This window comes from Acinetobacter sp. LoGeW2-3, from assembly GCF_002688565.1.
GTDB lineage: Bacteria > Pseudomonadota > Gammaproteobacteria > Pseudomonadales > Moraxellaceae > Acinetobacter.
The window spans coordinates 2,586,469-2,610,818 of sequence record NZ_CP024011.1 but is presented as its reverse complement, the minus strand read 5'-3'; the positions used below and the strand labels follow the sequence as shown (position 1 = coordinate 2,610,818).

The window sequence follows — 24,350 nt, the reverse complement described above, 5'->3', positions numbered from 1 at the left end:
TTCAAATTATGTGGTTTTATGCATGCTGCCCGTTTTTTCAAAGTTTGCATGCCAGGACAAGGCTTCTTCAAGCAGATGTGGCGTTTGTCCACCTCGGGCACAGGCACGCTCAAAGTAATCATTCAGGGCATCTCGATAATCGGGATGAGCGCAAATATCAATCATCTTGCGGGCGCGTTCACGTGGAGCCAGCCCACGTAGGTCTGCCAGGCCATTTTCAGTGACCAGCACATCAATATCATGTCCGGTATGATCAACATGACTCACCATTGGCACTACAGAAGAAATCGCCCCGCCTTTGGCCACAGATTTGCTCACGAAAATCGCAATATGTGCATTCCGGGTATAATCGCCTGAACCGCCAATCCCATTCATCATTTTGGTACCGGTCACATGAGTTGAATTGACGTTGCCATAAATATCGAATTCCAGTGCGGTATTAATGGCAATTACCCCAAGACGGCGAATAATTTCAGGATTATTGGAAATTTCCTGTGGTCGCAACACAATTCTGTCTTTGTATTGCTCAAAATTCTTCATGACATGTTTTGCACACGAATCTGATAGAGTCATGGAACAACCCGAAGCAAAAGTCATTTTCCCAGCATCGATTAATTTAAATGTACAGTCTTGTAATACTTCGGAATACATTTCCAGGTGATGAAAATTGGAGTGTTCAAATCCGGAAAACACCGCATTAGCAATCGAGCCTACCCCGGATTGAAGTGGTCCGAGATGTTGTGGCAAACGCCCTGCTGCTACTTCTCCCTCAAAAAACTGAATCAAGTGTCGAGCAATCGCCAAGGTATCCTCATCCGGTTCATCCATGTGGAAAGAGGTATCCGGAATGTCATTTAGCACAATGGCAGCAATTTTTTCCGGATTGACCTGAATACCGCCAGTACCGATCCGGTCACCGGCATGAATGATCGGAATCGGTGAACGGTTTGGACGGGCTTTAGGGACATAAATATCATGTACGCCTTCGAGAATCGGATTGATGCTGTTATCAATTTCCACAATCACATGCTCGGCCATTTCCACAAAGTTGGCCGAATTTCCGCATGAACCGGTTGGAATAATCTCCCCATCCTCAGTAATGGCAGTGGCTGCAATGATGGCTACATTGATCGGTGGCAAGTTGTGATGCCGGATATGATCCGCTATTTCAGATAAATGTTGGTCGATATACATCACTTCGCCTGCATTAATCGATTTACGCAGGCCAGGATCAGCCTGATAAGGATAACGGCGTTCGATCGCATGCGCTTCATTGAGTCGACCATCAATCCGATTACCCAGGCTCGCACCTGTAGCCAGGGTAATTTTGAGTGGATGTGCTTTGGCATGATCAGCCAAAGCGAGCGGTACAGTTTTCGCCTCACCTGCACCGCCAAAACCGCTTAAACCCACGACAGCACCGTCTTGAATCAATTCAATCGCCTGCTCAGCAGACATCACTTTGTCGCGGAGAGCGACACAGCGGATGCGATCTAAACCATTCATAATCAGAATCTCAACAATAAATTTATTGGTTGCCAGCCTCCCAGCGTGCTGAAAAAATGGCTTTTGACTTGTGCATTCCCGTTCTTAATTGATTGTTCCATTAAGAAATGCTTAGATCAGCTCAATGGCGATGGCAGTGGCTTCACCGCCACCAATACATAAAGCAGCAACCCCCTTTTTACCACCGGTACGTTTTAAGGCATGCAATAAGGTCACAATGATGCGCGAGCCGGAAGAACCCAATGGATGACCCAATGCACAGGCACCGCCATTAATATTCACTTTGGCTGGATCAAGATGAAAGGCATCAATCGCGGCCATGGTTACCATCGCAAAGGCTTCATTAATCTCCCAAAGATCAACTTCTGCAGCATCCCAGCCCGCTTTTTTCAGGACTTTCTCAATCGCACCGACTGGGGCAATGGTAAATTCAGAAGGATGACGCGAGTTGGCGGCATACGCCACAATTTTCGCCCATGGTTTTAAACCACGTTCTGTTGCTATTTCTTCAGAGGTCAGGACGAGCGCTGATGCCCCATCAGAAATGGAACTGGCATTAGCGGCGGTAATGGTACCTTCTTTTTTGAAGGCTGGACGTAAACTTGGAATTTTTTCAGGTTTGGCGCTTAAAGGTTGTTCATCCGTATCCACAATGGTGTCACCTTTACGGGTTGACACGGTAACCGGAACGATTTCTTCATGAAAATAACCTTGATCAATCGCATTTAAAGCTTTATTCAATGAATTGATAGCAAAAGCGTCCTGCTGTTCACGGGTATAGCCTTTCTTGTCTGCCATTTCCTGTGCCAATGCACCCATGGAAAGTCCAGTTTCTGCATCTTCTAGACCTTCCTGAAGCATATGGTCGGTGATTTTGCCATGTCCCATACGGTGACCAGCACGTGCTTTGTCCAGAATATAGGGCGCATTACTCATGGATTCCATCCCGCCAGCTACCACAATTTCTGCTGAGCCGGCTGTGATCGCATCCGCGGCCTGCATGACCGCTTTCATACCTGAACCACAGATTTTATTGACTGTGGTTGCACCTGTGGTATCCGGTAAACCTGCCTGACGCATGGCCTGTCGCGCCGGCGCCTGTTTTAAACCTGCTGGCAGGACGCAGCCAAAAATCACCTCATCAACATCGTTCGGTTGTAATCCAGCGCGTGCAACAGCTTCTTTAATGGTTGCTGCACCTAAATCCGGTGCGGTCAGTGCAGAGAGCGAGCCATGGAAACTGCCCATCGCGGTACGGACACCATTCAAAATAACAGTCATCTTTTACATCCTAATTTATAACTTCTTTAGTTTGACCTAGCTTTGCACTCTGCCATTTCCAGCTTTGTTAACTGACTTTAAGATTGTGCAGTAAAATATTCTTCTGGTAACTGCATCATCAGATCAGCCCCAGCTTGAATACGCTGTAGTCGTGCCGCCAAGTCAGGTAAAACTTTACTGGCATAGTACTGCGCCAAAATCAGTTTATTCTGAAAGAAGCTTTCTTCTTTCACTTGAGCTGCCTGACTGATCCGGGCATACATATATACAAAGCTGAGCAAGCCAACTACATGTAAATAATCCACTGCAACTGCATTGCTAAAGTCTGGAGATTGTTTAGCCTGTTCAAGAATAAATTGGGTAATCTCTTCAACTTGCTGACAGACATCCAAAGCTGCAGTTTTAATCGCTAAACCATCATCCAGGCCTTGCACAAATCCACGAATTTCAGTGATATATTCATTGATATAAGCACCGCCACATTTGATGGTTTTGCGGCCAATCAGATCCTGTGCCTGCACACCATTGGTACCTTCGTAAATCTGGGAAATACGCAGGTCACGAATACATTGCTCCATGCCCCATTCACGAATATAGCCATGTCCACCAAAGACCATTTGTGCTTCTAGACATGTATCCAGCGCTTTGTCGGTTAAGTAGGCTTTGGCAATTGGGGTAAGCAAAGCAACACGATCGGTGGCTTTACGGATGGCTTCTTGATCGGTGGAGTATTTGGTAATGTCGAGCTGCTGCCCCACATAGACGGCAAAGGCCCGTGATGCCTCATTATTGGCACGCGCATTGAGCAACATACGGCGTACGTCACCATGCACCAAAATCGAATCCGCTGGTTTTTCAGGTGACTTTGTACCGGATGCAGAGCGGCCTTGCAGGCGGTTGATCGCATATTCTGCAGCATTCTGGTAGGCAAATTCTGCTGCACCAATGCCCTGGATGCCCATAGATAAACGCTCGTAATTCATCATTACGAACATGGCAGCCAGCCCTTCATTTTCGTTACCCACCAGATAACCTTTGGCACCATCAAAATTCATGACACAGGTTGCAGAGCCTTTGATTCCCATTTTGTGTTCAACTGAACCGGCTGCTACTGCATTGCGGTAACCAATTGAACCATCAGCATTCACCAAAAATTTCGGCACGATAAACATGGAAATACCGCGTGAACCTGCTGGTGCATTTGGTGTCTTTGCCAACACTAGGTGAATGATATTTTCACACAGGTCATGTTCACCACTAGTGATAAAAATTTTGGTTCCGGTAATGCTGTAGGAGCCGTCTTCATTCGGTTCTGCCTTGGTTTTGATCATGCCAAGATCGGTGCCGGCATGTGGCTCAGTCAGACACATGGTGCCAGACCATTCACCTGTATAGAATTTTGGCAGATAAGTCTGTTTCTGTTCTAGTGAGGCACGATCATTGATGGCCATCCCTGCCCCCACCGTTAACAGCGGATAGAGCATGAAGGATGGATTGGTACTCCAGATCATTTCATCTGCCAGCACCGTCAGCATTTTTGGCATGCTCTGACCGCCCCATTCTTCTGGTGCGCCAAGCCCTACCCAGCCACCTTCCGCAAACTGTGTAAATGCTTCTTTAAAACCTTTCGGCGTGGTCACTTCACCATGATTAAAATGGACGCCACCTTCTTCATCACTGGAACGGTTCAGGTCCAGGATGACATTTTTCGAAAACTTCGCCATTTCTTCCAGAATGGCATTGGCGGTGGCCATATCCAGATGCGCGAGATTTTCATTGCCCTGCCAGAATTCATCAGCCTTAAACACATCATTTAAAATAAACTCCATGTCTTTAAGGGGCGCGTTATAAATAGACATATTGCTTTCCTTGTATGAAGACTGTGCATATAGATATGGCTTGAATATTTAGTTGTTTTTAGAAGCACTGCTGAAATCACGGTTTTATTTACAGGTAGATTGGAACAAGTAGGATTAGATTTTCTATGGGCTGGTGTAGAACGTAAAACCGTATTTGATTGCTTGACTCTTCAGCTTAAACATTAAGCATATCTTGACTACTTCATCATTACGCTTAATGTGTGATGAATAACACATGGTTTCTGTAAATTAATTTTAACGCAATAAAAAAGATGCCATGAATGATTCCCGGTTCATGGCATCGTGGTTTGTTATCTCTGAATTGATTAGATTAGAGCATTATTTGGCTTTTTTGTAGACTGAGCCTGAACCTACAAGGTTGCCAGTTTTTTCGTCAATTGCAAAATCAACTACCCCCGCACCAGCATTGATTTGAAGAACACCATGCTCGTTGACTGAAGCCGGCATTGGATTTTTCTTCTCGGTTTTACCCGTCGCTTTCTCTTTAATCGTATTGGTAATGAAATAGTTTTCACCATTTTTGGAAATCACCAGGATGTTTTCCAGTTTTGGATTTTCCAGGGTATTTTTCCAGTTCCCCTGATAATCTGGTGCTGGCGCTTCAGTGAGGTTACAAGCAGTTAACATCAATAATAAGGAGATTCCTGAAAAATATTTAAGATATTTCAAAACTAAGACCTTGGCGTGTTACGACGCGGCCATTATAGGAAGAACTTGCTAGAGAATAAGCGAGTTGTTGTAGGCAAAGCGTTTCAGCCGTACCGAGTCTGTTTTTTATTGGTGATTTTTTGAAAAAAATCCTTCATATTTTATTCATAAAAGATGACCTATTACTTAATTATTCTAATGAATAAGATATTTTATAATGTCCAAATGCGAGCATGCAGCACATATTTCCAGTTCAACAGGTATCAATTTAAATACATCTAGCAAGAACTCATACTCATTCACTATTCATAAATAATTCAGATAAAAAAAATCCCCAATAACCCATCCAAAGTTATTGAGGAGTACCAAACCGGTTAAGAAACATCAGCACCTGATGCTGTTCAAAGAAACTGATTAAAAGAATTTGGCTTTTACACCATTAAAAATAGATTTTACGCTTTGCACTTTTTCCGCAATCTGTGTATGCCATTCGTTTGGCACTGAGCATTTTGCAACGCGAACCCAAACAGTTGAGAACTGTTTCATGAAACTGGCTTCATTATAGTGAATGCCATATTCAGCACAGAGTGCTTTGATTTTCGGCGCCACTTCAGAATAACGGTTTGCTGGCATATCCGGGAACAAATGGTGCTCAATCTGATGACTCAAGTTACCACTTAAAATATGCAGCCATTCGGTACCACTGAAATTACTCGAACCACGGATCTGACGCAGATACCATTCTGCTCGGGTTTCATTGTCTGTATTGTCCATCTCAAAGGTTTCAGCATCTTCAGTGAAATGACCATTAAAGATGACCGCTGAAGCCCATAAGCTACGAATCACATTGGCAACGGCATTACCTGTAAATACTGGAATCGCATTTGGACCAGCAATAATCGGGAAGAATACATAATCTTTCAGAACCTGACGGCGCATTTTTTTACGTAGCGGTGCTGCCTCATCCCAGACCTGTTTCCAGGTTTTGGTTTTGTAGGCAATTACATCTTCCAGATGTAGACGCTGCACTCCCACATACCATTCAAAGAACACCATTAACTGAATGGTCAATGGAATATTCCAGATAAAACGCAGTTCCCAAGGCTGAGATTCACTAACACGAATCAGGCCATAACCGACATCATGGTCCATACCAACAATATTGGTATAAGTATGGTGAATATAGTTATGCGTGTATTTCCAGTCATCGCCAGTAGCAATGGTATCCCAGTCATAGGTCGAACCATTTAAACTCGGATCATTCATCCAGTCGAACTGACCGTGCATCACGTTATGGCCAAGTTCCATATTTTCCACGATCTTGGAAATACCAAGCAGACCTGTACCCAGTAACCATACCGGTGGTAACCAGCCAGCCACCATCAACATGCCCCGGGAAGCAATCTCGCTATAACGGACAAAATTACGGATTTTATAGATGTATTCAGCATCTTTTTCACCCACATCCTCCATTACTTCACGGCGAATGGCATCCACTTTGGCACCAAACTCCTGAATCTGTTCTGGGCTTAAAAATTGGGTCTTACTGTGCCGCTTAAAATCAATTTGCATATTCATATGGGAGTACCTTCTTATTTTTCTAGGGATTAAAGATTAATCACCACAGGACTAACGGCCTGGGAGATACACAGCTTAATCGGGGTATTGCTCTCGTGGTCAATTTCACCTGTCAGGATATTTTTCACCGAACCACTGAGTTTGGTGCAGGAACAGGTATTACAGATGCCCATACGGCAGCCGTGTGCAGGGCGCAAACCAGCCTGTTCAGCACTTTCCAGAATGGTAGAACTGGCCTGGAATTCCTGATGTGATCGTTGGAACTGCACCGGTTGTGCTTTTACTTTTTCATCTACCACGATCTGGAAATATTCAGAATGGAAACTGGATTTCACAGAAAGCTTTTCAGCAATACGATGCGCTGTTTTCATCATCGCCGCTGAACCACAGGCATAAATTTCACGCTGTTCAAAATCTGGAACCAGCTTGTTCAGTAACTGCACGCTCAGATGCTGTTTATGCTCCAGAGTATTGAAGTGATGATATTTCAAGTGTGGATGCATCAGTGCTAGTGTTTTGATTTCGGCATGAAAGGCATCATCACGGGTAAAATAGATCAGATCGATCGGATGCTGAAACTGCACCACGGCTTTTTGTAGCAAGGAATAAATTGCGGTGATTCCACTGCCTGAAGCCAGCAATAAAATGGATTTAGGTGAATTCAGCATGGTGAATTCGCCCTGTGGCTGTGAAAGTTCAACCACTGCACCCAGTTGCAAGGAGCTTAAGGCACGCGATACTTTGCCCTGCTGTTTAACAGCAATAATCACATCGCCATTTTTTAGAATCGTAACCACAGAATAATGACGCTGATGCAAAACCCCATCCAGTCTTAAAGTGACAGCGACATTCTGTCCAGGCTGAAATTTTTTAGCCTGAAAATTGAAATTAGGACGGAGCTGGATCTTATAAAAATCACTGCCAATAAGCTGGATGTTGATGACTTCTGCCTTAACTTTTTTCAATGCCAAAGTTGGATGAATTTTTTCAGCAATGAAATCAACGAAGTCTTCGCGAATCCAGTGAGGCTTGTAGCTTTGCATACTTGTCATTTTTATTACCTCATACAGAAACAGAATTAATGTACATCTGTCTATTTATTATGCATTCAGAATATAGGCTTTTATGATTCGTTCCATGTCAATTCGGGTCAAATCATGTTTCTATCAGTAAAATTCGTGTTTTTTGTCAGACAAAATGATGCGTTTTTGATTAAAGCTCGGTTTCAGTCTGTAAATCTACAGCTCATTTCAGCCAGTACATATTATTTGGATAAGCTATTTTTTTGAGCTATATGGATATAAATATGCAAAAGGCTGACCACATTTCTGTAGTCAGCCTTTTTATTTAGGAAGAATTAAAACGTATTATTCTACCGCGGGGCTGAGTTCTGTTTCCTGATCCAGCAATACTGTTCCAAACTTTTCACGTAGGTCTTTTTTCAGCATCTTGCCCGTGCCACTCAGTGGAATCGCATCAACAAAAATCACTTTGTCTGGCACCTGCCATTTCGCCACTTTGTCGCCAAAATAATCGAGCAGTTCCAATTCGGTGAGTTGACTGTCAGGCTTCTTGATCGCAATCAAAATTGGTCGTTCATCCCATTTTGGATGCTGAGCTGCAATCACAGCTGCCATGGTGATTTGCGGATGTCCCATCGCCAGGTTTTCTAATTCCACTGAAGAGATCCATTCTCCACCAGATTTAATCAGATCCTTGGCACGGTCGCTGATCTTCATAAAACCATCTTCATTCAGGGTGGCAATATCACCCGTATCAAACCAGCCGTCTGCGGTTAAAGAAGCTTCTTCCTTACCGAAATAATTATTGATAATCCAGTGACCACGAATTTGTAAATTGCCTGTGGTTTCACCATCGCGAGTAAGTTCATTAGACCCATTTTCTTCATCAGCTAAACGCAGATCGACTCCAAATGGCGGACGGCCTTGAGAAAGACGAATTTCCAGACGTTCTTCTTCACTTAAATCCAGATGTTTGGCTTTGATTTGATTGGCTGCACCAAGTGGGCTAGTTTCGGTCATACCCCAAGCATGGATGGTTTCACAATCAAACTGATCTTTAAATACTTTTAGCATGGACGGCGGACATGCTGAGCCACCAACCACATTGCGTTTCAGGCTTTCTAACTTAGAACCAGTCTGCTGTGCTGCTGCAATCAGACCTTGCCAGATAGTTGGCACACCCAAAGCAACGGATACTTTATAGGTATCAATCAGATTGACCAGACTGGCACCATCCAGACCAGGGCCTGGAAGAATTAAAGTACAACCGACCATCGCTGCTGCATACGGCGTACCCCAGGCATTGACATGGAACATCGGTACTACAGGTAGCATGATGTCTCGTGCAGAGACATTTAAAGAATCTGGCAGACTGATGGCGAAACTATGCAAAGTAGTAGAACGGTGGCTATAAAGCACCCCTTTTGGATGTCCTGTAGTTCCAGAAGTATAACAGAGAGAGCTGGCTGCATTTTCATTTAGTACAGGCCAATCAAAAGTATCGGATTGATCAGCAATGAGTTCGTCATAAAATTTTACTTCGGGAATGGCTTCAAGGATGGAATCATCTTTTGCATCGAGACAGATAAAATGCTCCACCTTGCTCAGCATCGGTTTCACTGCCTTGATCAATGGTGCAAAGGTTTTATCAAATAGAATCACGCGATCAGATGCATCATTAATGATAAATACCAACTGTTCTGGAAATAGACGTGGATTGATGGTGTGGCAAACAAAGCCACTACCTGAAATGGCATACCAGGATTCCAGATGGCGATGATTATTCCATGCAATGGTTGCAACACGGTCGCCGTGTTCAAGACCCAGCTGATTCAGCACATTGGCAAACCGTTTGGCGTTGCTGCGAATTTCACCCCAGGTGGTATGGGTCATGCTGAGATCGGTATTTTTTGAAATCACTGCAGTATCGGCATGATAGCGTCCGGCATGTTCAATCATGCTACTAATCAGTAACGGCTGAAACATCATATTTCCAAGCATGGTTTGCTCCTTTATCCTTGTTATACATCCATATTGTTGTCGAGTTTTTTAGATATTTTTATTCAAGCAATAATGTGCAGACAAACAGATCCTGCAAAATAAACTCATTACTTAACTTGAATCTAACAAGGAAAAAGCTGAAATCAAGTAGCAAAATGTGACAAAAACGCCCTAGTTTTGGCAAGCAAATAAAAGTTTAAGTTTTTATATGAGAATAATTATCTGAATAAAAATCCCGGTCATTGAACCGGGATTTTGAATTATTTGATACCTGAGAAAAACAGGTTATCAGCATTGACCACAAAGGCCACGCCCAGACAGAACAGTCCTGCATAAATCGCGAACCAAATAATCATTTTTTTAAAAGCCTCATCAGAAATACTGCTGTCGGCATATTTCGGTGCTTTTTTATCTTCGTCTGGAGTCATCTGCTCACCTGTCGCTGGATTTAGGGACTATAGCTATTATCGGTCGATTTACTGAGTATAAGTAGATACAAAAGTTACCTAAACAAATATAACAGATGGCGCATAATCACCTTAACTGTTATATTTAATCCGACCAAATAAGTCATATATGACGCTAAATCTACCATTTTTATTTTTCTTGATCTATGTATAAATTTGAAAAGCTCGCGCGCAGCATACACCAAATGATTGAAGATGGAATCTGGAAAGCCCATGACAAACTCCCATCGTTACGCGAGCAGTCTGAACTTTCTGGTTATAGTCTGATGACAGTATTAAATGCCTATCAGGAACTAGAAGCACAAGGATGGCTGTATGCGAAGGACAAATCTGGCTATTACATTGCAGAACGTGCGGATCTAGAAATTAATTCCAATAAAGAAATACTACCCGCACAAGAAAAAATACAGATTAATTCTGTAGTATTTAACTATCTGAAAGATACTCAAGCACACGATATTGTGCCCTTAGGTTCCGCATTTCCCAATCCGGAACTGCTATTTAATAACAAATTTATGCAGCTGCTGTCCCAGCATGCGAAACGCAAAAATAGCTATTTGAATCATCCGAATATGCCACCGGGCAATCTGGAATTACGTCAGATCATCGCCGGACGCTATCAATTGCAAGGTATATCATGCCATTCGGATGACATTGTCATTACATCTGGTGCTCTAGATGCCCTGAATCTATCTCTACAAGCCCTTACTCAGCCCGGTGACTTTATCCTGTTACAGGAAACGGTATTTTATGGCGCTTGGCAAGCAGCAGAACGTTTAGGATTAAACGTGGTTACCCTTCCTGATGATCCTGAATCGGGTTTTGATCTGGACGCTTTTGAAAAAGCCTTAAAACAGTACCCGATTAAAGTCTGCTGGCTGATGCTGAATGCACAAAATCCGATTGGCTATACCGTATCTGCAATCATTAAGAAAAAGATTGCTCAGCTACTTTTCCAGTATCAGGTACATCTGATTGAGGATGATGTTTATCAAGAGTTGAATTTTGGCAAAGAAAAACCGGTTTCGGTAAAACACTTCGACCAGCACAACATGGTGCTGCACTGTGGTTCATTTTCCAAAACCTTGGGTATGGGTGCCCGAGTCGGCTGGGTCTTTGCTGGTTCCTACTCCAATGCCATTCAACATGTACAGCTGATGAGTACGCTGACGGTTAGTCCACTGCTGCAGAATGCCTTAGTGGATTTTGTCGCCCATCATCATTATGAAAAGCATTTGCGCAGCCTGCGCCGTCATTTAGACCAGAACAAAAAACGATTTTATCAGGAACTTAAAGGCAGACTGCCTGAAGACTGTCAGATTCACTATTTTCCGACAGGTTATTTTTTGTGGGTAGAACTGCCCGAAAGTATGGATTCCCAACAGTTATATATAGATTTGCTTGAGCAGAAAATTTCTATTGCACCGAGTCTTTTATTTAGACCGAAACATACGGCACAGAACTTTATTCGCCTGAACTGTTCTTTTGAATGGACCGATGAACTTGCTACAACTCTAGATCAGATCATTTATCAAATTAAGAAAAATAAAAAAGCGTGAACTTAGTTCACGCTTTTTTATAAATAACTTTCGTAATTTATGCCCAGATCACCAGCATTGCTGCAATCACCACTAATCCTAAGCCCCAGTGCTCGGCACGTGCCAGTTTTTCTTTAAAGAAATAAGCGGAAATCAGTAGACTGAACAGGATTTCGATTTGTCCCAAGGTTTTCACGACTGGCACGCTTATCATACTCATGGCGGTAAACCAACCGAGTGATGCTATAAAGCTGCAGAAGCTGACTTTAAAGGTTAAACCTAGACGTTGCCACATGGCGACTAAGGTTTCTCGGCTAAACAGGCTCAGGTAAATCAGCATACTGATGCACTGGAAACCGATCACCGAAACCAGCACCCATGAAGCACGATGCACGGTTGGCAACATTGTCAGTTCCAGACTGGCTTCACGGACCAAAAGTGAAGTAATAGCAAAGCTCAAACCACTTCCGATTCCGATGGCTAAAGTCTTGGTGGATAGACCGGTGAGCTGGTTGCCTTTACTCAGCAGGAATACCGCATAACCACCGATCAGCACCCCGATCCATGCGAGTACAGAAAGATGATCTGATAGGAAAATCACCCCGATAATGGCAGCCAGAATCGCTTCACTTTTTGCCAGTCCAACTCCAATCGCATAATTTTTCTGTTTAAACAGTTGCACCATCAAGGCGGTTGCCAGAATTTGGCTGATACTCGCAATCAGGATATAGATCCAGTACTTCGGGGTAAAATGCACCACACTTTCTACCGGTTTGAAGTGGTATAAAGCTGTAATGTAAAGCCCTGCTAGCGGAAAGCCAAACAGGAAACGTGCCAGTGTCACGCCCCAAATATCGACAGTGGTACTGAGCTGTTTTTGAAAGGCATTTCGCCAGGCCTGCATAAATGCAGCCATTAAAGTAAAGAAAATCCAGCTGATTGCCATAAGGTCATCTGCTAATACATTAAAAGTAAAATATTTTATGCATTAGCAGACGTTATGACTAATTAAAAATGGAATGTGGGTTAATAGCAGAAAGTTTGGATTGCTTATTTATTTCTTTTTAAACCAAGAAGATCTAAACGCGGATGGTTTGGAACATTTATCCCGTAACCATTCGGTATCCTTTCAGCTACATAGAATGGAATTTTCTGTTCCTCACAAATCTTCTTTAATAACTTCTTATTAGAGTCTTCGATTTTGATTCCTGAAATAACAGTACATAGCCTTTCGCGCAAACATCACAAGCTAGCAATTAATACTTTCACCCTCCTCCCAATCTTCTCTTAAAGGGAGAAGGAACTATAACAAATTAAAATCCCTCCTAACCTCCCTTTGGCAAAGGGAGGAAAGTCCCTCTTTATAAAAGAGGGATTTAGGGAGATTCTTAAAACAAGAAATAACGCTGCGCCATCGGCAATACTTCTGCCGGTTCACAAGTCAGCAACTTACCATCTGCACGGACTTCATAAATTTCCGGATCAACTTCCATCACCGGACAGTACGTATTCAGCTTCATATCCTTTTTCTGGATATTTCGCGTGTTCTTACATGGACTGATCAGCTTTTTCAGATTCAGTTTCTCATGAACGCCGGCATCAATAGCTACCTGCGATAGGAAAGTAATACAGGTATTATGCACACCACGCGGATAAGCACCAAACATAGGACGGTAATGTACTGGCTGTGGCGTTGGAATTGACGCATTGATGTCACCCATTGGCGCTGCTGCAATCATACCACCTTTAATGATCATTGAAGGTTTTACACCAAAGAAAGCCGGTTTCCACAGTACCAGATCCGCCAGTTTGCCCTCTTCCACCGAACCAATTTCATGACTTAGGCCATGGGTAATCGCTGGGTTGATCGTATATTTGGCGATATAACGTTTCACGCGGTTATTGTCATGCGTTGCATTATCACCTTCTAAAGGCCCACGTTGTACCTTCATTTTATGTGCAGTTTGCCAGGTACGAATCACCACTTCACCAACACGACCCATCGCCTGCGAGTCTGAGGACATCATGGCAATCGCACCCATATCCTGCAAAATATCCTCTGCGGCAATGGTTTCACGGCGGATACGGCTTTCAGCAAACGCCACATCTTCTGCAATTGCAGGATCAAGATGGTGACAGACCATCAGCATGTCCAAATGTTCATCAATGGTATTGATGGTATATGGACGGGTTGGATTGGTTGAAGATGGCAATACATTCGACTGGCCAATCGCTTTCAAAATATCAGGCGCATGCCCACCACCCGCACCTTCGGTATGGTAAGTATGAATAGTACGGTTTTTAAATGCTGCCAAAGTTTCTTCTAGAAAGCCACTTTCATTTAGTGTGTCTGTATGGATCGCTACCTGTACATCATACTGATCTGCCACTGTTAAACAGTTGTCGATGGCGGCAGGTGTAGAACCCCAGTCTTCATGTAGTTTCAATCCAACCACACCGGCTTTAATCTGCTCAGCAATTGGTTCCGGCTGGCTTAAATTTCCTTTACCTAACAAACCGATATTCATTGGCAAGTCATCAATCGCTTGAAGCATGGTTGAAATATGCCAAGGTCCCGGTGTTACTGTGGTTGCAGAAGTTCCTGCTGCTGGTCCTGTACCTCCACCAATCATAGTGGTAATCCCAGACATCAATGCAGTTTCGACCTGTTGCGGGCAAATCCAGTGAATATGGGTATCTACACCACCGGCTGTCAGAATCTGTCCTTCACCGGCAATCACTTCGGTTGCAGCACCTAGGGGAATGGTAATATCTGGCTGAATATCCGGGTTACCGGCTTTACCAATTTTCCAGATACGACCATTTTTTAAACCGACATCGGCTTTAACAATGCCCCACCAGTCTACAATCAAGGCATTGGTAATCACGGTATCCGCGACTTCATCAGCGAGTAACTGGGATTGTCCCATACCATCACGGATGACCTTACCACCACCAAATTTGACTTCTTCACCATAGGTGGTCAGGTCCTGTTCGACTTCAATAAACAGCTCGGTATCGGCTAAACGGACACGGTCACCCACCGTTGGACCAAACATTTCCGTATAAGCGCGGCGTGACATTTTCATTTTATTGTTATCCTCTTAGTCCAACTTACCCATGACACGACCCGCAAAGCCATACACTTCACGCTTGCCTGCCAATGCCACCAGTTCAACATCACGGCTTTGGCCTGGCTCAAATCGCACTGCGGTTCCTGCTGCAATATTCAGGCGATAACCTTTGGCTTGTTCACGGTCAAACTGCAAAGCATCATTCGCTTCATAAAAATGAAAATGTGAACCCACCTGAATCGGACGGTCACCAGCATTAGACACCGTAAGTTTTAAAGTCTGCCGACCGACATTCATTTCAATGTCCAGATCTGGCGTAATAATTTCCCCTGGAATCATAATCTGCTCCTAGACAATCGGCTGATGCACAGTGACAAGTTTGGAACCATCCGGGAAAGTCGCTTCAACCTGAACTTCAGCAATCATTTCCGGCACGCCTTCCATCACATCTTCACGCTTGAGCAAAGTCGTACCGAAATGCATCAGCTCACTCACGCTCATACCATCACGCGCACCTTCCAGCAATGCTGCTGAAATAAAAGCAATGGCTTCCGGGTAATTCAGCTTCAGTCCGCGTGCCTTACGACGCTCCGCCACCAGTCCTGCAGTAAAAATCAGTAGCTTGTCTTTTTCTGTGGGATTGAGTTCCATATCTCTTTCCTAATATATTTCAATTTTTCTAAAGCAAATTTTGTGCAAGGTTAATCTCCCCAAACCCCTCTTTTTCAAAGAGGGTTTTTTTCAGCTCTTTTAAAAGCTAAAGCTGATGAAAATTCACTAGCAATCGAATCCATAATGAAGCCCCTCCCTTTATTAAAGGGAGGTCGGGAGGGATTCAATGTTCATTACCTTCCCTCTCTTGCGAGACGTTGTCTCTCATCCCAAAGGGAGGGAGAACCTTACCAGTTAAATAGATGTTACTCCTTCTCCCTCTGGGAGAAGGTTGGGATGAGGGTGAGAACAAAATTACGTCCTCCAAATCCTCGGAAACTCTTCATCTAGACCAAACCAGTAACGGCGTAATCTTGCACGAATCGCAGCAAAGGCATCATGACACTGGCGCACATCATCTCCGAGATAACGGGCTGTGATCACATCATCTAGCAAGGTCAAAGTCACCGGAACATCCATACGCATAATCAATTCACGGATTAGATCCAGATGCTCATCCAGATAAAAGCTGGCACGGTATTTTTCCGGCGGCACCGCCCAGAAGCTACCCATCACTGCATGACCATTCATGCCGAGGCAAGATTTTAGCCATCGATCCTGACCAAAAAATTTCAACTGATCTGCAACCAACAGCTTTGAACCGCGATACAGTAAAAATCGGCTACGATAACCACCCTGCTCAAACTGCTCAGATCTTGCCTGACGACCAATGACCAGCATGTCCCAGCCAATAAAACTGGCAGTTTGATCGAGCTGAATCGTGGTTGAGGCATGCGCATTGGCCCCATCAAACAGCATGGTTTCTTGTGGCAGCCATTCAAAAATTCCCTGTTCTTCCACCCGGATATCAATATGCTGATAGGCCTGTTTTAGATTTGTCTTGTACCATTTGCCTGCTCCTGGCGTAGTGACAAGCCCATGCGCATGCGGTCCAACCTTCATGTCAAAGCTGAGATGATCACCACCGGCAATCCCGGCAGGTGGATGCACAATAATGGCGTGGCAGACCCCGGTCTTTTCAGGCCATAGCATTTTCTGCACACGCACCGGCCCTTCATGCCTGCGATGCTGCAGGATGGTTCGTCCTGTGCTGGCATCTGCTTCAAACCCCAGTTGCAAACGTGCAAACCAGAGTTTTGTTGCCGATCCGTGTTCTGCTTCTACCACGCTATTCATCTTGCTGTGCACTAATCCTGACTGACCGAGTTAGGCCTTAAACAGACCCTGTTTTTCAATGAATTCGATAATCTGTTCCAGACCATCTTTGGTTTTCATATTGGAGAACAGAAATGGCTTCTCTCCACGCATACGTTTCGCATCCTGATCCATCACATCAAGATTGGCACCCACCATTGGTGCAAGGTCAGTTTTATTAATGATCAACAAGTCCGACTTGGTAATACCTGGACCACCTTTACGAGGAATCTTTTCACCACCGGCAACATCAATCACATATAAAGTTAGATCAGAAAGCTCAGGACTAAATGTCGCAGCCAGGTTATCGCCGCCACTTTCAATGATGATCAATTCCAGACCATCAAACTTTTCACATAGATCATCAATCGCAGCCAGGTTAATGGATGCATCTTCACGAATTGCAGTATGCGGACAGCCACCTGTTTCTACACCGACAATACGGTCTGGTGACATGGCTTCATTACGGGTCAGAAAGTTGGAGTCTTCCTTGGTATAGATGTCATTGGTGACCACGGCCATGTTGTATTTATTACGCAATGCCTGACATAAATTCAGGGTTAGCGCCGTTTTACCTGAACCGACTGGACCACCGATACCAACGCGTAATGGACTACGTTCTGACATAATTTTTCCTTTAATTTTTAAGATCTAAATAAACGTGAATATTGATTTTCATGGTGCATACTGAGCATGGCGTAATTGGGTAAAGCACTACTCATCTCGTCATCGCTCAGGGCGATGGCACGCTGAATTAGTGCCGGAATTTCCCCATGCAGGTACCACAAAATCCGCTGGCCACTCATCTGCCCCAAAGGCACAGTTTTCACCGCGGCCAATACCTGATTCTCCAGCACTGCAAAGGCATAAGCTGTCAGTACATCATCGACTTCGAGTTGTAGCTCGCCACACAACTGGGCATAAACAGGCACATAGCCATACTGTTTTTTTACTTTTACTGGTCTCTTTAACACATCGCGAATCCAGGCATTCAGTGAAAAAGCCAGCTGTTGCGATTCTGCCAATAGCTCCTTACTTTCCCGGCTCGCTCTGTAAATTTCAGCCCAATTTTGGAATGTGGCTTCATCGTCATAGCTTTGCATTAGGCGCTTTAAAATTGGTAGTTCGAAACGCAGTAATAGCATTTCCAATACTTCATTAAAGTAAGCAATGCTGGAAGCTTCGTCATGAATCAGACCGGTATCAATCGCACTTTCTACGCCTTGCGAATAACAGTAAGCCCCGATCGGCAGCGCCGTCGAAGACAGAGTCAACAAACTGAGTAGCTGCGAAGCCTTAATGTGCGACATGATGCAGCGACTTGATTGGGCTTAAACGGTGGTCATGCTGGTGCTGGGCATAAGCGCCACTTTCTGGTTCAAATGGATGTTGTACCGTATCTACACGTAAGCCTAATCCTTCGACCATCTCAGCCAGAACATGATCTGGTTCAAAATACAGTGCTGTTGGTGTCAGCATCAGCGGTACATGACGGTTACCCAAGTGATAGGCTGCTTTTAAAAGATCAAAATCATGATCTGCGGTGACTTGCATCAAGGTTTCTGGCTTGGCATTTACACGCAGCAATTCACCATTTTCAGTCGCAATCACCGAGCCACTACGTAAAATCCCGGTACGTGGCAGGTCTGCACCAATATCGGTACCATTTTTCAGCGTCGCGCGAAAACGACTTTTTTGACGCGTATCAAAGCTGAGTTCAATGCTTTCAATGTCAGCGGTATGGCTGGCATCTTCCAGACGTTGGGTAAAAATCTTCATCTTGGCCCTATATGCATCAATTTGATTCATCACGTTCCAAAGCGGAACAATTGATCAAAAAACAGAAAATATTGCATCAAAATAAAGCATTTATCGTGCCAAGATAGAAATTCAATTTTCTTACATAAAAATTGAGAATGACATTTCACCTATCTTCAACTCAAGCTAAACTATGAAGGCAGCCCCTCTATTGAGTAATTCGATTTTTGTTAGTTAAGTGACTGAATTAAAAGTGTTAATTTAACTGATTTATAAAGGATTATTTTAAGTTAAATTACTCAAGCATGCCGGTTCCATGCTTTTCACGGAGTGCAGATGAAATATTTTGAATGTCCCAAATGTGAGCATCAGATCTTTTTCTATTCGACTGAATGCCATCACTGCAAGTCTCCGATTGGCTATATTGCATCGGAAAAGGACATGTGCACTTTTGAAAAACGTAGTGAAGATGAATGGATTCCGCTGAAATCGGAATATCGCGCCACGCACTATAAGCCCTGCTATAACTATACCCACTATCAGGTCTGTAACTGGATGATTCCGGGGGATTGTGACGAGGATTACTGTGAATCTTGTCAGCTGACCCATATCATTCCGAATCTGGACGATCCTGAGGTCATCACATATTGGTCCCGCCTGGAACAGGCAAAACGGCGCTTTTTATATCTCACCCAGCGCATGAACATGATGCCGCGTCCCAAACGTTCGGATGATGATAAGTTTGGCCTACGTTTTAATTTTCTATTGCCGATGGATGGGAAACCGGTTTTAACCGGACATTCCAATGGCCTGATTACTATGAATGCCATTGAAGCAGATGTGGTGTATCGGGAAACCACGCGTATTGATATGGGCGAAAATTATCGCACTCTTTTGGGTCACTTCCGCCATGAAAGTGGGCATTTTTATCTGAGTGTCATGCAACATCTGCATCCAGAACTTATTGAAGAATTTAGACTTTATTTTGGAGATGAGCGTCAGGACTATGCAGCTGCACTGCAGCGCCATTATGAAAAAGGTGCGCCAGAAGATTGGCAGGAAAAATACATTAGTACCTATGCCACCTCACATCCATGGGAAGACTGGGCAGAAACTTGGGCGCATTATCTGCATATCATGGAAACATTGGAAACCGCTTTCTATGCCGGTTTGCGTGTAGATGGAAATGGTAAAACTCTAGCGAGCATGTCCTTTAAAGAATGTCCGATTGGCGGCAAAGATTTTGAGCACATTCTGGATAATTGGATCACTTTAACTTTCAACCTGAATGCCCTAAATCGAAGTATGGGCCTAGAAGATGCTTATCCATTTACGCTCACTGAAGTGGTGAAAGACAAGCTGCGTTTTATCCACCGCCATGTGCTGGATAAAATGTTTAAGGAAGGTGAATCAGAAAACAGATAGCCAGAATCACAGCAGCATCATTAAAGGAAAATAATTTCCCTCTAAATTGCAATTTAATGACCAGATCCTGGTAATTTTCAGAAATTTAGTGAATATACGATTAATTATTAAACTATTTTATCACGATGCACGACCATAGTTTGATAGTCATTTAATCTGAAAATAATTAGGCTGTTATTGTTCTTTTTCGACACGTTAGTAAAGATAAGATGAGCAGTGTAAGACAACAGAACTTTCTTTTGCGTAAAGAAAAAATCCTCAGCATGGCCGAAAGCTTGCTGCTGGATAATAACGAAGATATTACGCTGAATGAACTTGCCAGTGAAATGGATATTGCCAAGGGGACCATTTACAAGCATTTTAAAAGTAAAAACCAGTTATATCTGGAATTGATTATTTTAAATGAAAAACGTCTGCTAGAGATTTCCAAACGTTTTAATGCCGATTTCCGTACCTATGTGTCGGAATATATGCTCTATCATTTGCATAATTCCAATCGGACCATTCTATTGCATATGATTGAAGAGCGCCTGACCAATACTGAAAAAGGTTTGAAGGAGCTGTTTCAGGAACTGTATCAGGTCCGTGAAGAACGTATTCTGAGTATCCGTGACATTACCCGTGACTATCTGGATGCCAACCATAGCAGCATGTCAATCCGTGATTACCTGTCCTTTATCTGGACGGTGACTTATGGTGCGTCGCTGTTACTCAATTCCACCAGCTATCAAAAAGCGATTGGTTCACGGGAACGTCTGATTGAACTATATGTCAATCAAGCGCTGATGCTTGCACCAAGTACCACTGCATAAAAAAGCCTGACATTCATGTCAGGCTAGCAGTTTATATCGCTGCTTATACTGCTACAGGTGGAAAACCATCTTCAGTCAACGCGGCAACGATTTCATCCTGATGAACACCAGTCTCTACTTCAACCAGCTTTTTCTCCACGTCAATTTCAACGTGTGCATGTTCATCCAGATCCTTGATGGTTGCAGTGACACTACGTGCACAACCGCCACAAGTCATATTTTCAATATGAAATTTCATGTATTTACTCCTTAAAGTTAATTCAATTTTATCTTGAAGCTTGTACTTTTGCAGGTTATTGATTTGTATCCAGCCCCTGCTCAATGCCCTGTAAAATTGCACAGTCTGACTGTTCATTACCAGCACAACGTGCCACAGACTGCTTGAGAATTTCCACCATGGCTTGCATGTCCTGGATTCTCTGTTCCATTGTAGTGATATGCTTTTGTGCCAGAGCTTTCACTTCGCTGCTCTGCCGCAATTCATTTCGCCATAATCCCAACAGTTCTTTCATTTGATCTGAGGAAAAACCAAGCTCGCGTGCATGCTGAATAAAACTGAGCATACGAATATCTGCTTCACTATAATCACGATAGCCGCTTTCGCTACGTTTCGGCTTTGGTAACAGACCAATCTCTTCATAATAGCGAATCATTTTGGCCGCAATACCAGAACGTTTGGCGGCTTGTCCAATATTCATTGATCTACTCCTGCGCTGATACCGGCTGATACAGCTTTAAACGCAAAGCATTACTCACGACAAATACCGAAGATAATGCCATCGCACCTGCAGCAAACATTGGCGAAAGCAAGATGCCAAAGAATGGATACAAGATACCGGCAGCAATTGGAATCAGCGCAATATTATAAACAAAGGCCCAGAACAGGTTCTGTCGGATATTCTTGATCGTGGCCTGACTGATACCAATCCCGGTCGCCACATGCTGCAGATTGCCTGACATCAGCACCACATCGGCAGCTTCAATTGCTACATCAGTGCCTGTCCCTATCGCCATACCGACATCCGCCTGTGCCAGTGCCGGTGCATCATTAATACCATCACCAACAAAAGTCACAATGCCATGCTGTTCTTGCAACACTTTAACCGCATCAACTTTTTCATGTGGTAGCACTTCGGCAATCACATGGTCAATTTTGAGTTGTTGTGCGACAGCATTGGCTGTATGTGGATTATCACCCGTAATCATCGCCACTTTCAGTCCCTGACGATGCAGCTCTTCAATGGCTTTAAAGGTCGTATCTTTAATCGGATCAGCTACAGCAATAATCGCTGCCAGCTGACTATTCATTGCAGCATAGAGTGGCGTTTTTCCTTCTCGCCCTAATTTAGCCGCAATTTCAGCAAAACTTGCAGTGTTTAAACCGAGCTGCTGCATCAAGCGTTCTGCACCGATCTGAATTTCTTGATCACCAATTTGTGCTTTAATGCCAGCACCGGTAATTGAATCAAATTCACTGACTTCGAGTAATTCAATCTGCAACTCTTTAGCAGCCTGCACAATCGCATAGGCAATCGGATGTTCAGATTTGGCTTCGACTGAAGCAATTAGTTGCAATACCTGCTGTTCATTAAAACCTTCTTGTATCTGAAAATCGGTGAGTACTGGTTTACCTTCTGTAAGGGTTCCGGTTTTATCGACTGCTACCACTTTGGTTTGTTGCAGCAGTTGCAAAGCTTCACCTTTACGGAACAGCACACCAAGTTCGGCAGCACGCCCGGTTCCGACCATGATCGAGGTTGGGGTAGCCAGCCCCATGGCACAAGGACAGGCAATAATTAACACGGCTACGGCGCTAACCAGAGCATAAGTCAGCTGAGGTTCAGGTCCAACCAGAAACCAGATAATAAAGGTCAATAGAGCCAAACCCATCACAGCAGGTACAAACCACAAGGTGACTTTGTCCACCGCTGCCTGAATTGGCAGCTTGGCACCCTGTGCCTGCTCCACCATTTTAATGATCTGCGCCAGTACTGAATCTTCACCCACAGCAGTGGCACGAATTTGCAAAGTACCATTCTGGTTAATGGTGCCACCTACCACTTTGTCTTCAATATTTTTTGCAACCGGTACTGGTTCACCAGTGACCATCGCTTCATCCACATAGCTCTGACCGGAAATCACTACGCCATCCACCGCGACTTTCTCACCCGGACGGATTTCAATGGTCATGCCTTGCTGCACTGCAGAAATCGGCAGGTCTAGCCATTGTCCATCCTGTAATACTCGTGCCGTTTTAGGTTGAAGTCCAATGAGATATTGAATCGCTTGTGATGTTTTCCCCTTGGCACGTGCTTCCAGATAACGCCCGAGCAGAATCAAGGCAATAATCACGGCTGCCGCTTCAAAATAGACATGCACCGTGGCTTGTGGCAGCAAGGACGGGAAGAAAGTTGCAATTACTGAGAACAGATAAGCTGCCGATGTACCGACTGTGACCAGCGAATTCATATCCGGTGCCAGACGCAGCAAGGCTGGAATCCCATGCTGGTAGAAGCGCCGTCCCGGAAATAGTAATACCAACGTGGTCAGTACAAACTGGATATACCAGCTATTCTGGGTACCAATATTGTGTGCAATCCAATGATGGAAGGCCGGAATCAGATGCGATCCCATTTCCAGAATAAATACTGGCAGTGCCAGTGCCAAAGCAATCCATAAATCCCGATACAGCGCTGCGGTTTCTTCAACTTTTTTCTGCTGGAAATTTTGCTGTTCGGCAAAATTCACTTTTGTTGTTTTCAGCTGTGCCTCATAGCCAGCTTTTTTCACCGCTTGAATCAGATCGGCAGCATTTAATTTTGAACCAGATACCTGTGCCGTTTCGGTCGCCAGATTCACGCGTGCAGCAGTGACTCCTTCTACCTTGTTTAGTGCCTTTTCCACCCGTGCGACACAAGATGCACAGGTCATACCATCAATACTGAATTCCAGCTGATCCGCCTTGACATCAAAACCTGCTTTTTGAATGGCTTTGACTAAGGTTTGCTGTTGTAAGAAACCAACCGAAGTAACATAAGCCTTTTCAGTAGACAAATTCACATTTGCTTCAAGCACTTCTGGTATTTTCTTGAGGGCTTTTTCAATTCGTGCTGCACAGGAAGCACAAGTCATGCCTTCAATATCCAGCTCGAATTTCTGCTGCGCCACACTAAAGCCAGTTCGTTCTATTTTCTGGATAATCTCAGAATATGGAATCACGCGTTCAGCACTGATCGAAGCCTTTTCCGTAGATAGGTTCACATTGGCAGAAACCACGCCTTCGATTTTCTTTAGGGTTTTTTCGACCCGCGCCACGCAAGATGCACAGGTCATGCCTTCAATCTGTACAGTGTATTGATACAGCTGATTGTAAGACTGTTCCTGCATGGCACATCTCCTTCATTTTATTGATGCTTTAAATCTAGCCTATAGCTTAAACCTTCCTATGGTTGGAAGGTCAAGTATTTAACAATGAAAATAAAAAAAGCCCGAAT

At 43.9% G+C, this 24,350-nt stretch carries 22 protein-coding genes; 3 read left to right on the top strand and 19 right to left on the bottom strand.

Translation table 11 applies throughout. The features are described 5' to 3' along the window. Window positions 1-6: 6 nt before the first annotated feature. The 8 genes from BS636_RS12670 to BS636_RS16325 all read right to left on the bottom strand — a co-directional run bounded on the left by BS636_RS12670 (window position 7) and on the right by BS636_RS16325 (window position 10,344). On the bottom strand, window positions 7-1,506 hold the full coding sequence (locus tag BS636_RS12670; protein WP_171266022.1) for an acetyl-CoA hydrolase/transferase family protein: 1,500 nt from the start codon (window positions 1,504-1,506) through the stop codon (window positions 7-9). Between the two features lie 111 nt (window positions 1,507-1,617). Further along, complete coding sequence (locus BS636_RS12665) at window positions 1,618-2,787, bottom strand: thiolase family protein (RefSeq protein WP_099339094.1); 1,170 nt, start codon at window positions 2,785-2,787, stop codon at window positions 1,618-1,620. A 77-nt stretch (window positions 2,788-2,864) separates the two neighbouring features. Further along, a complete protein-coding gene (locus BS636_RS12660; RefSeq protein ID WP_099339093.1) occupies window positions 2,865-4,646 on the bottom strand; it encodes an acyl-CoA dehydrogenase C-terminal domain-containing protein in 1,782 nt (593 codons plus the stop codon). A 339-nt stretch (window positions 4,647-4,985) separates the two neighbouring features. Next, window positions 4,986-5,336 carry a hypothetical protein gene (locus BS636_RS12655; RefSeq protein WP_099339092.1) on the bottom strand — a complete coding sequence of 117 codons (351 nt, stop codon included), beginning with the start codon at window positions 5,334-5,336 and terminating at the stop codon, window positions 4,986-4,988. A gap of 393 nt (window positions 5,337-5,729) precedes the next feature. Then, the gene (locus BS636_RS12650; protein WP_099339091.1) at window positions 5,730-6,893 is read right to left on the bottom strand and encodes a fatty acid desaturase family protein; all 1,164 of its coding nucleotides are present in this window, start codon (window positions 6,891-6,893) and stop codon (window positions 5,730-5,732) included. A gap of 29 nt (window positions 6,894-6,922) precedes the next feature. Further along, complete coding sequence (locus BS636_RS12645; protein ID WP_099339090.1) at window positions 6,923-7,945, bottom strand: flavin reductase family protein; 1,023 nt, start codon at window positions 7,943-7,945, stop codon at window positions 6,923-6,925. A 315-nt stretch (window positions 7,946-8,260) separates the two neighbouring features. Next, complete coding sequence (locus tag BS636_RS12640; protein ID WP_099339089.1) at window positions 8,261-9,916, bottom strand: long-chain-fatty-acid--CoA ligase; 1,656 nt, start codon at window positions 9,914-9,916, stop codon at window positions 8,261-8,263. 260 nt (window positions 9,917-10,176) lie between these two features. After that, the gene (locus BS636_RS16325; RefSeq protein ID WP_171266021.1) at window positions 10,177-10,344 is read right to left on the bottom strand and encodes a hypothetical protein; all 168 of its coding nucleotides are present in this window, start codon (window positions 10,342-10,344) and stop codon (window positions 10,177-10,179) included. Between the two features lie 185 nt (window positions 10,345-10,529). On the opposite strand from BS636_RS16325, the gene BS636_RS12635 reads away from it, so the two are divergent. Next, the gene (locus BS636_RS12635) at window positions 10,530-11,942 is read left to right on the top strand and encodes a PLP-dependent aminotransferase family protein (RefSeq protein ID WP_099339088.1); all 1,413 of its coding nucleotides are present in this window, start codon (window positions 10,530-10,532) and stop codon (window positions 11,940-11,942) included. A gap of 37 nt (window positions 11,943-11,979) precedes the next feature. Here the strand turns inward: BS636_RS12635 and BS636_RS12630 are convergent, their stop codons facing one another. From BS636_RS12630 to ureE, 8 genes are all read right to left on the bottom strand, one after another. Next, window positions 11,980-12,867 (bottom strand): DMT family transporter, encoded by an 888-nt coding sequence (locus tag BS636_RS12630; RefSeq protein WP_099339087.1) that lies wholly within the window; start codon window positions 12,865-12,867, stop codon window positions 11,980-11,982. Window positions 12,868-13,309: 442 nt separating this feature from the next. Continuing rightward, on the bottom strand, window positions 13,310-15,010 hold the full coding sequence (ureC, locus tag BS636_RS12625) for an urease subunit alpha (RefSeq protein WP_099339086.1): 1,701 nt from the start codon (window positions 15,008-15,010) through the stop codon (window positions 13,310-13,312). A gap of 15 nt (window positions 15,011-15,025) precedes the next feature. Then, entirely contained in the window at window positions 15,026-15,334 is a 309-nt protein-coding gene (locus tag BS636_RS12620) for an urease subunit beta (RefSeq protein ID WP_099339085.1), read from the bottom strand. A 9-nt stretch (window positions 15,335-15,343) separates the two neighbouring features. Next, window positions 15,344-15,646, bottom strand: coding sequence for an urease subunit gamma (gene ureA / locus BS636_RS12615; protein WP_099339084.1), 303 nt, complete (start codon window positions 15,644-15,646; stop codon window positions 15,344-15,346). 315 nt (window positions 15,647-15,961) lie between these two features. Then, window positions 15,962-16,843 (bottom strand): urease accessory protein UreD, encoded by an 882-nt coding sequence (locus BS636_RS12610; protein WP_099339083.1) that lies wholly within the window; start codon window positions 16,841-16,843, stop codon window positions 15,962-15,964. Window positions 16,844-16,873: 30 nt separating this feature from the next. Further along, the gene (gene ureG / locus BS636_RS12605; RefSeq protein WP_004809476.1) at window positions 16,874-17,488 is read right to left on the bottom strand and encodes an urease accessory protein UreG; all 615 of its coding nucleotides are present in this window, start codon (window positions 17,486-17,488) and stop codon (window positions 16,874-16,876) included. Between the two features lie 17 nt (window positions 17,489-17,505). Beyond that, window positions 17,506-18,171 (bottom strand): urease accessory protein UreF, encoded by a 666-nt coding sequence (locus BS636_RS12600; RefSeq protein ID WP_099339082.1) that lies wholly within the window; start codon window positions 18,169-18,171, stop codon window positions 17,506-17,508. Continuing rightward, a complete protein-coding gene (gene ureE, locus BS636_RS12595) occupies window positions 18,158-18,640 on the bottom strand; it encodes an urease accessory protein UreE (protein ID WP_099339668.1) in 483 nt (160 codons plus the stop codon). The genes BS636_RS12600 and ureE overlap by 14 nt, the downstream gene beginning before the upstream one ends. A gap of 315 nt (window positions 18,641-18,955) precedes the next feature. Here ureE and BS636_RS12590 point away from each other — a divergent pair, with 315 nt between their 5' ends. Continuing rightward, on the top strand, window positions 18,956-20,044 hold the full coding sequence (locus BS636_RS12590) for a zinc-binding metallopeptidase family protein (RefSeq protein ID WP_099339081.1): 1,089 nt from the start codon (window positions 18,956-18,958) through the stop codon (window positions 20,042-20,044). 209 nt (window positions 20,045-20,253) lie between these two features. Beyond that, window positions 20,254-20,856, top strand: a complete 603-nt coding sequence (locus tag BS636_RS12585; RefSeq protein WP_099339080.1) for a TetR/AcrR family transcriptional regulator — start codon at window positions 20,254-20,256, stop codon at window positions 20,854-20,856. Window positions 20,857-20,899: 43 nt separating this feature from the next. On the opposite strand, the gene BS636_RS12580 is transcribed toward BS636_RS12585, so the two are convergent. Genes BS636_RS12580 through BS636_RS12570 form a run of 3 tightly spaced genes read right to left on the bottom strand, consistent with a single transcriptional unit; the run spans window position 20,900 to window position 24,243 of the window. Next, complete coding sequence (locus tag BS636_RS12580; RefSeq protein WP_099339079.1) at window positions 20,900-21,094, bottom strand: heavy-metal-associated domain-containing protein; 195 nt, start codon at window positions 21,092-21,094, stop codon at window positions 20,900-20,902. A 55-nt stretch (window positions 21,095-21,149) separates the two neighbouring features. Beyond that, window positions 21,150-21,554, bottom strand: coding sequence for a Cu(I)-responsive transcriptional regulator (gene cueR / locus BS636_RS12575; RefSeq protein WP_099339078.1), 405 nt, complete (start codon window positions 21,552-21,554; stop codon window positions 21,150-21,152). A 4-nt stretch (window positions 21,555-21,558) separates the two neighbouring features. Further along, window positions 21,559-24,243, bottom strand: a complete 2,685-nt coding sequence (locus tag BS636_RS12570) for a heavy metal translocating P-type ATPase (protein ID WP_099339077.1) — start codon at window positions 24,241-24,243, stop codon at window positions 21,559-21,561. Window positions 24,244-24,350 lie beyond the last annotated feature (107 nt).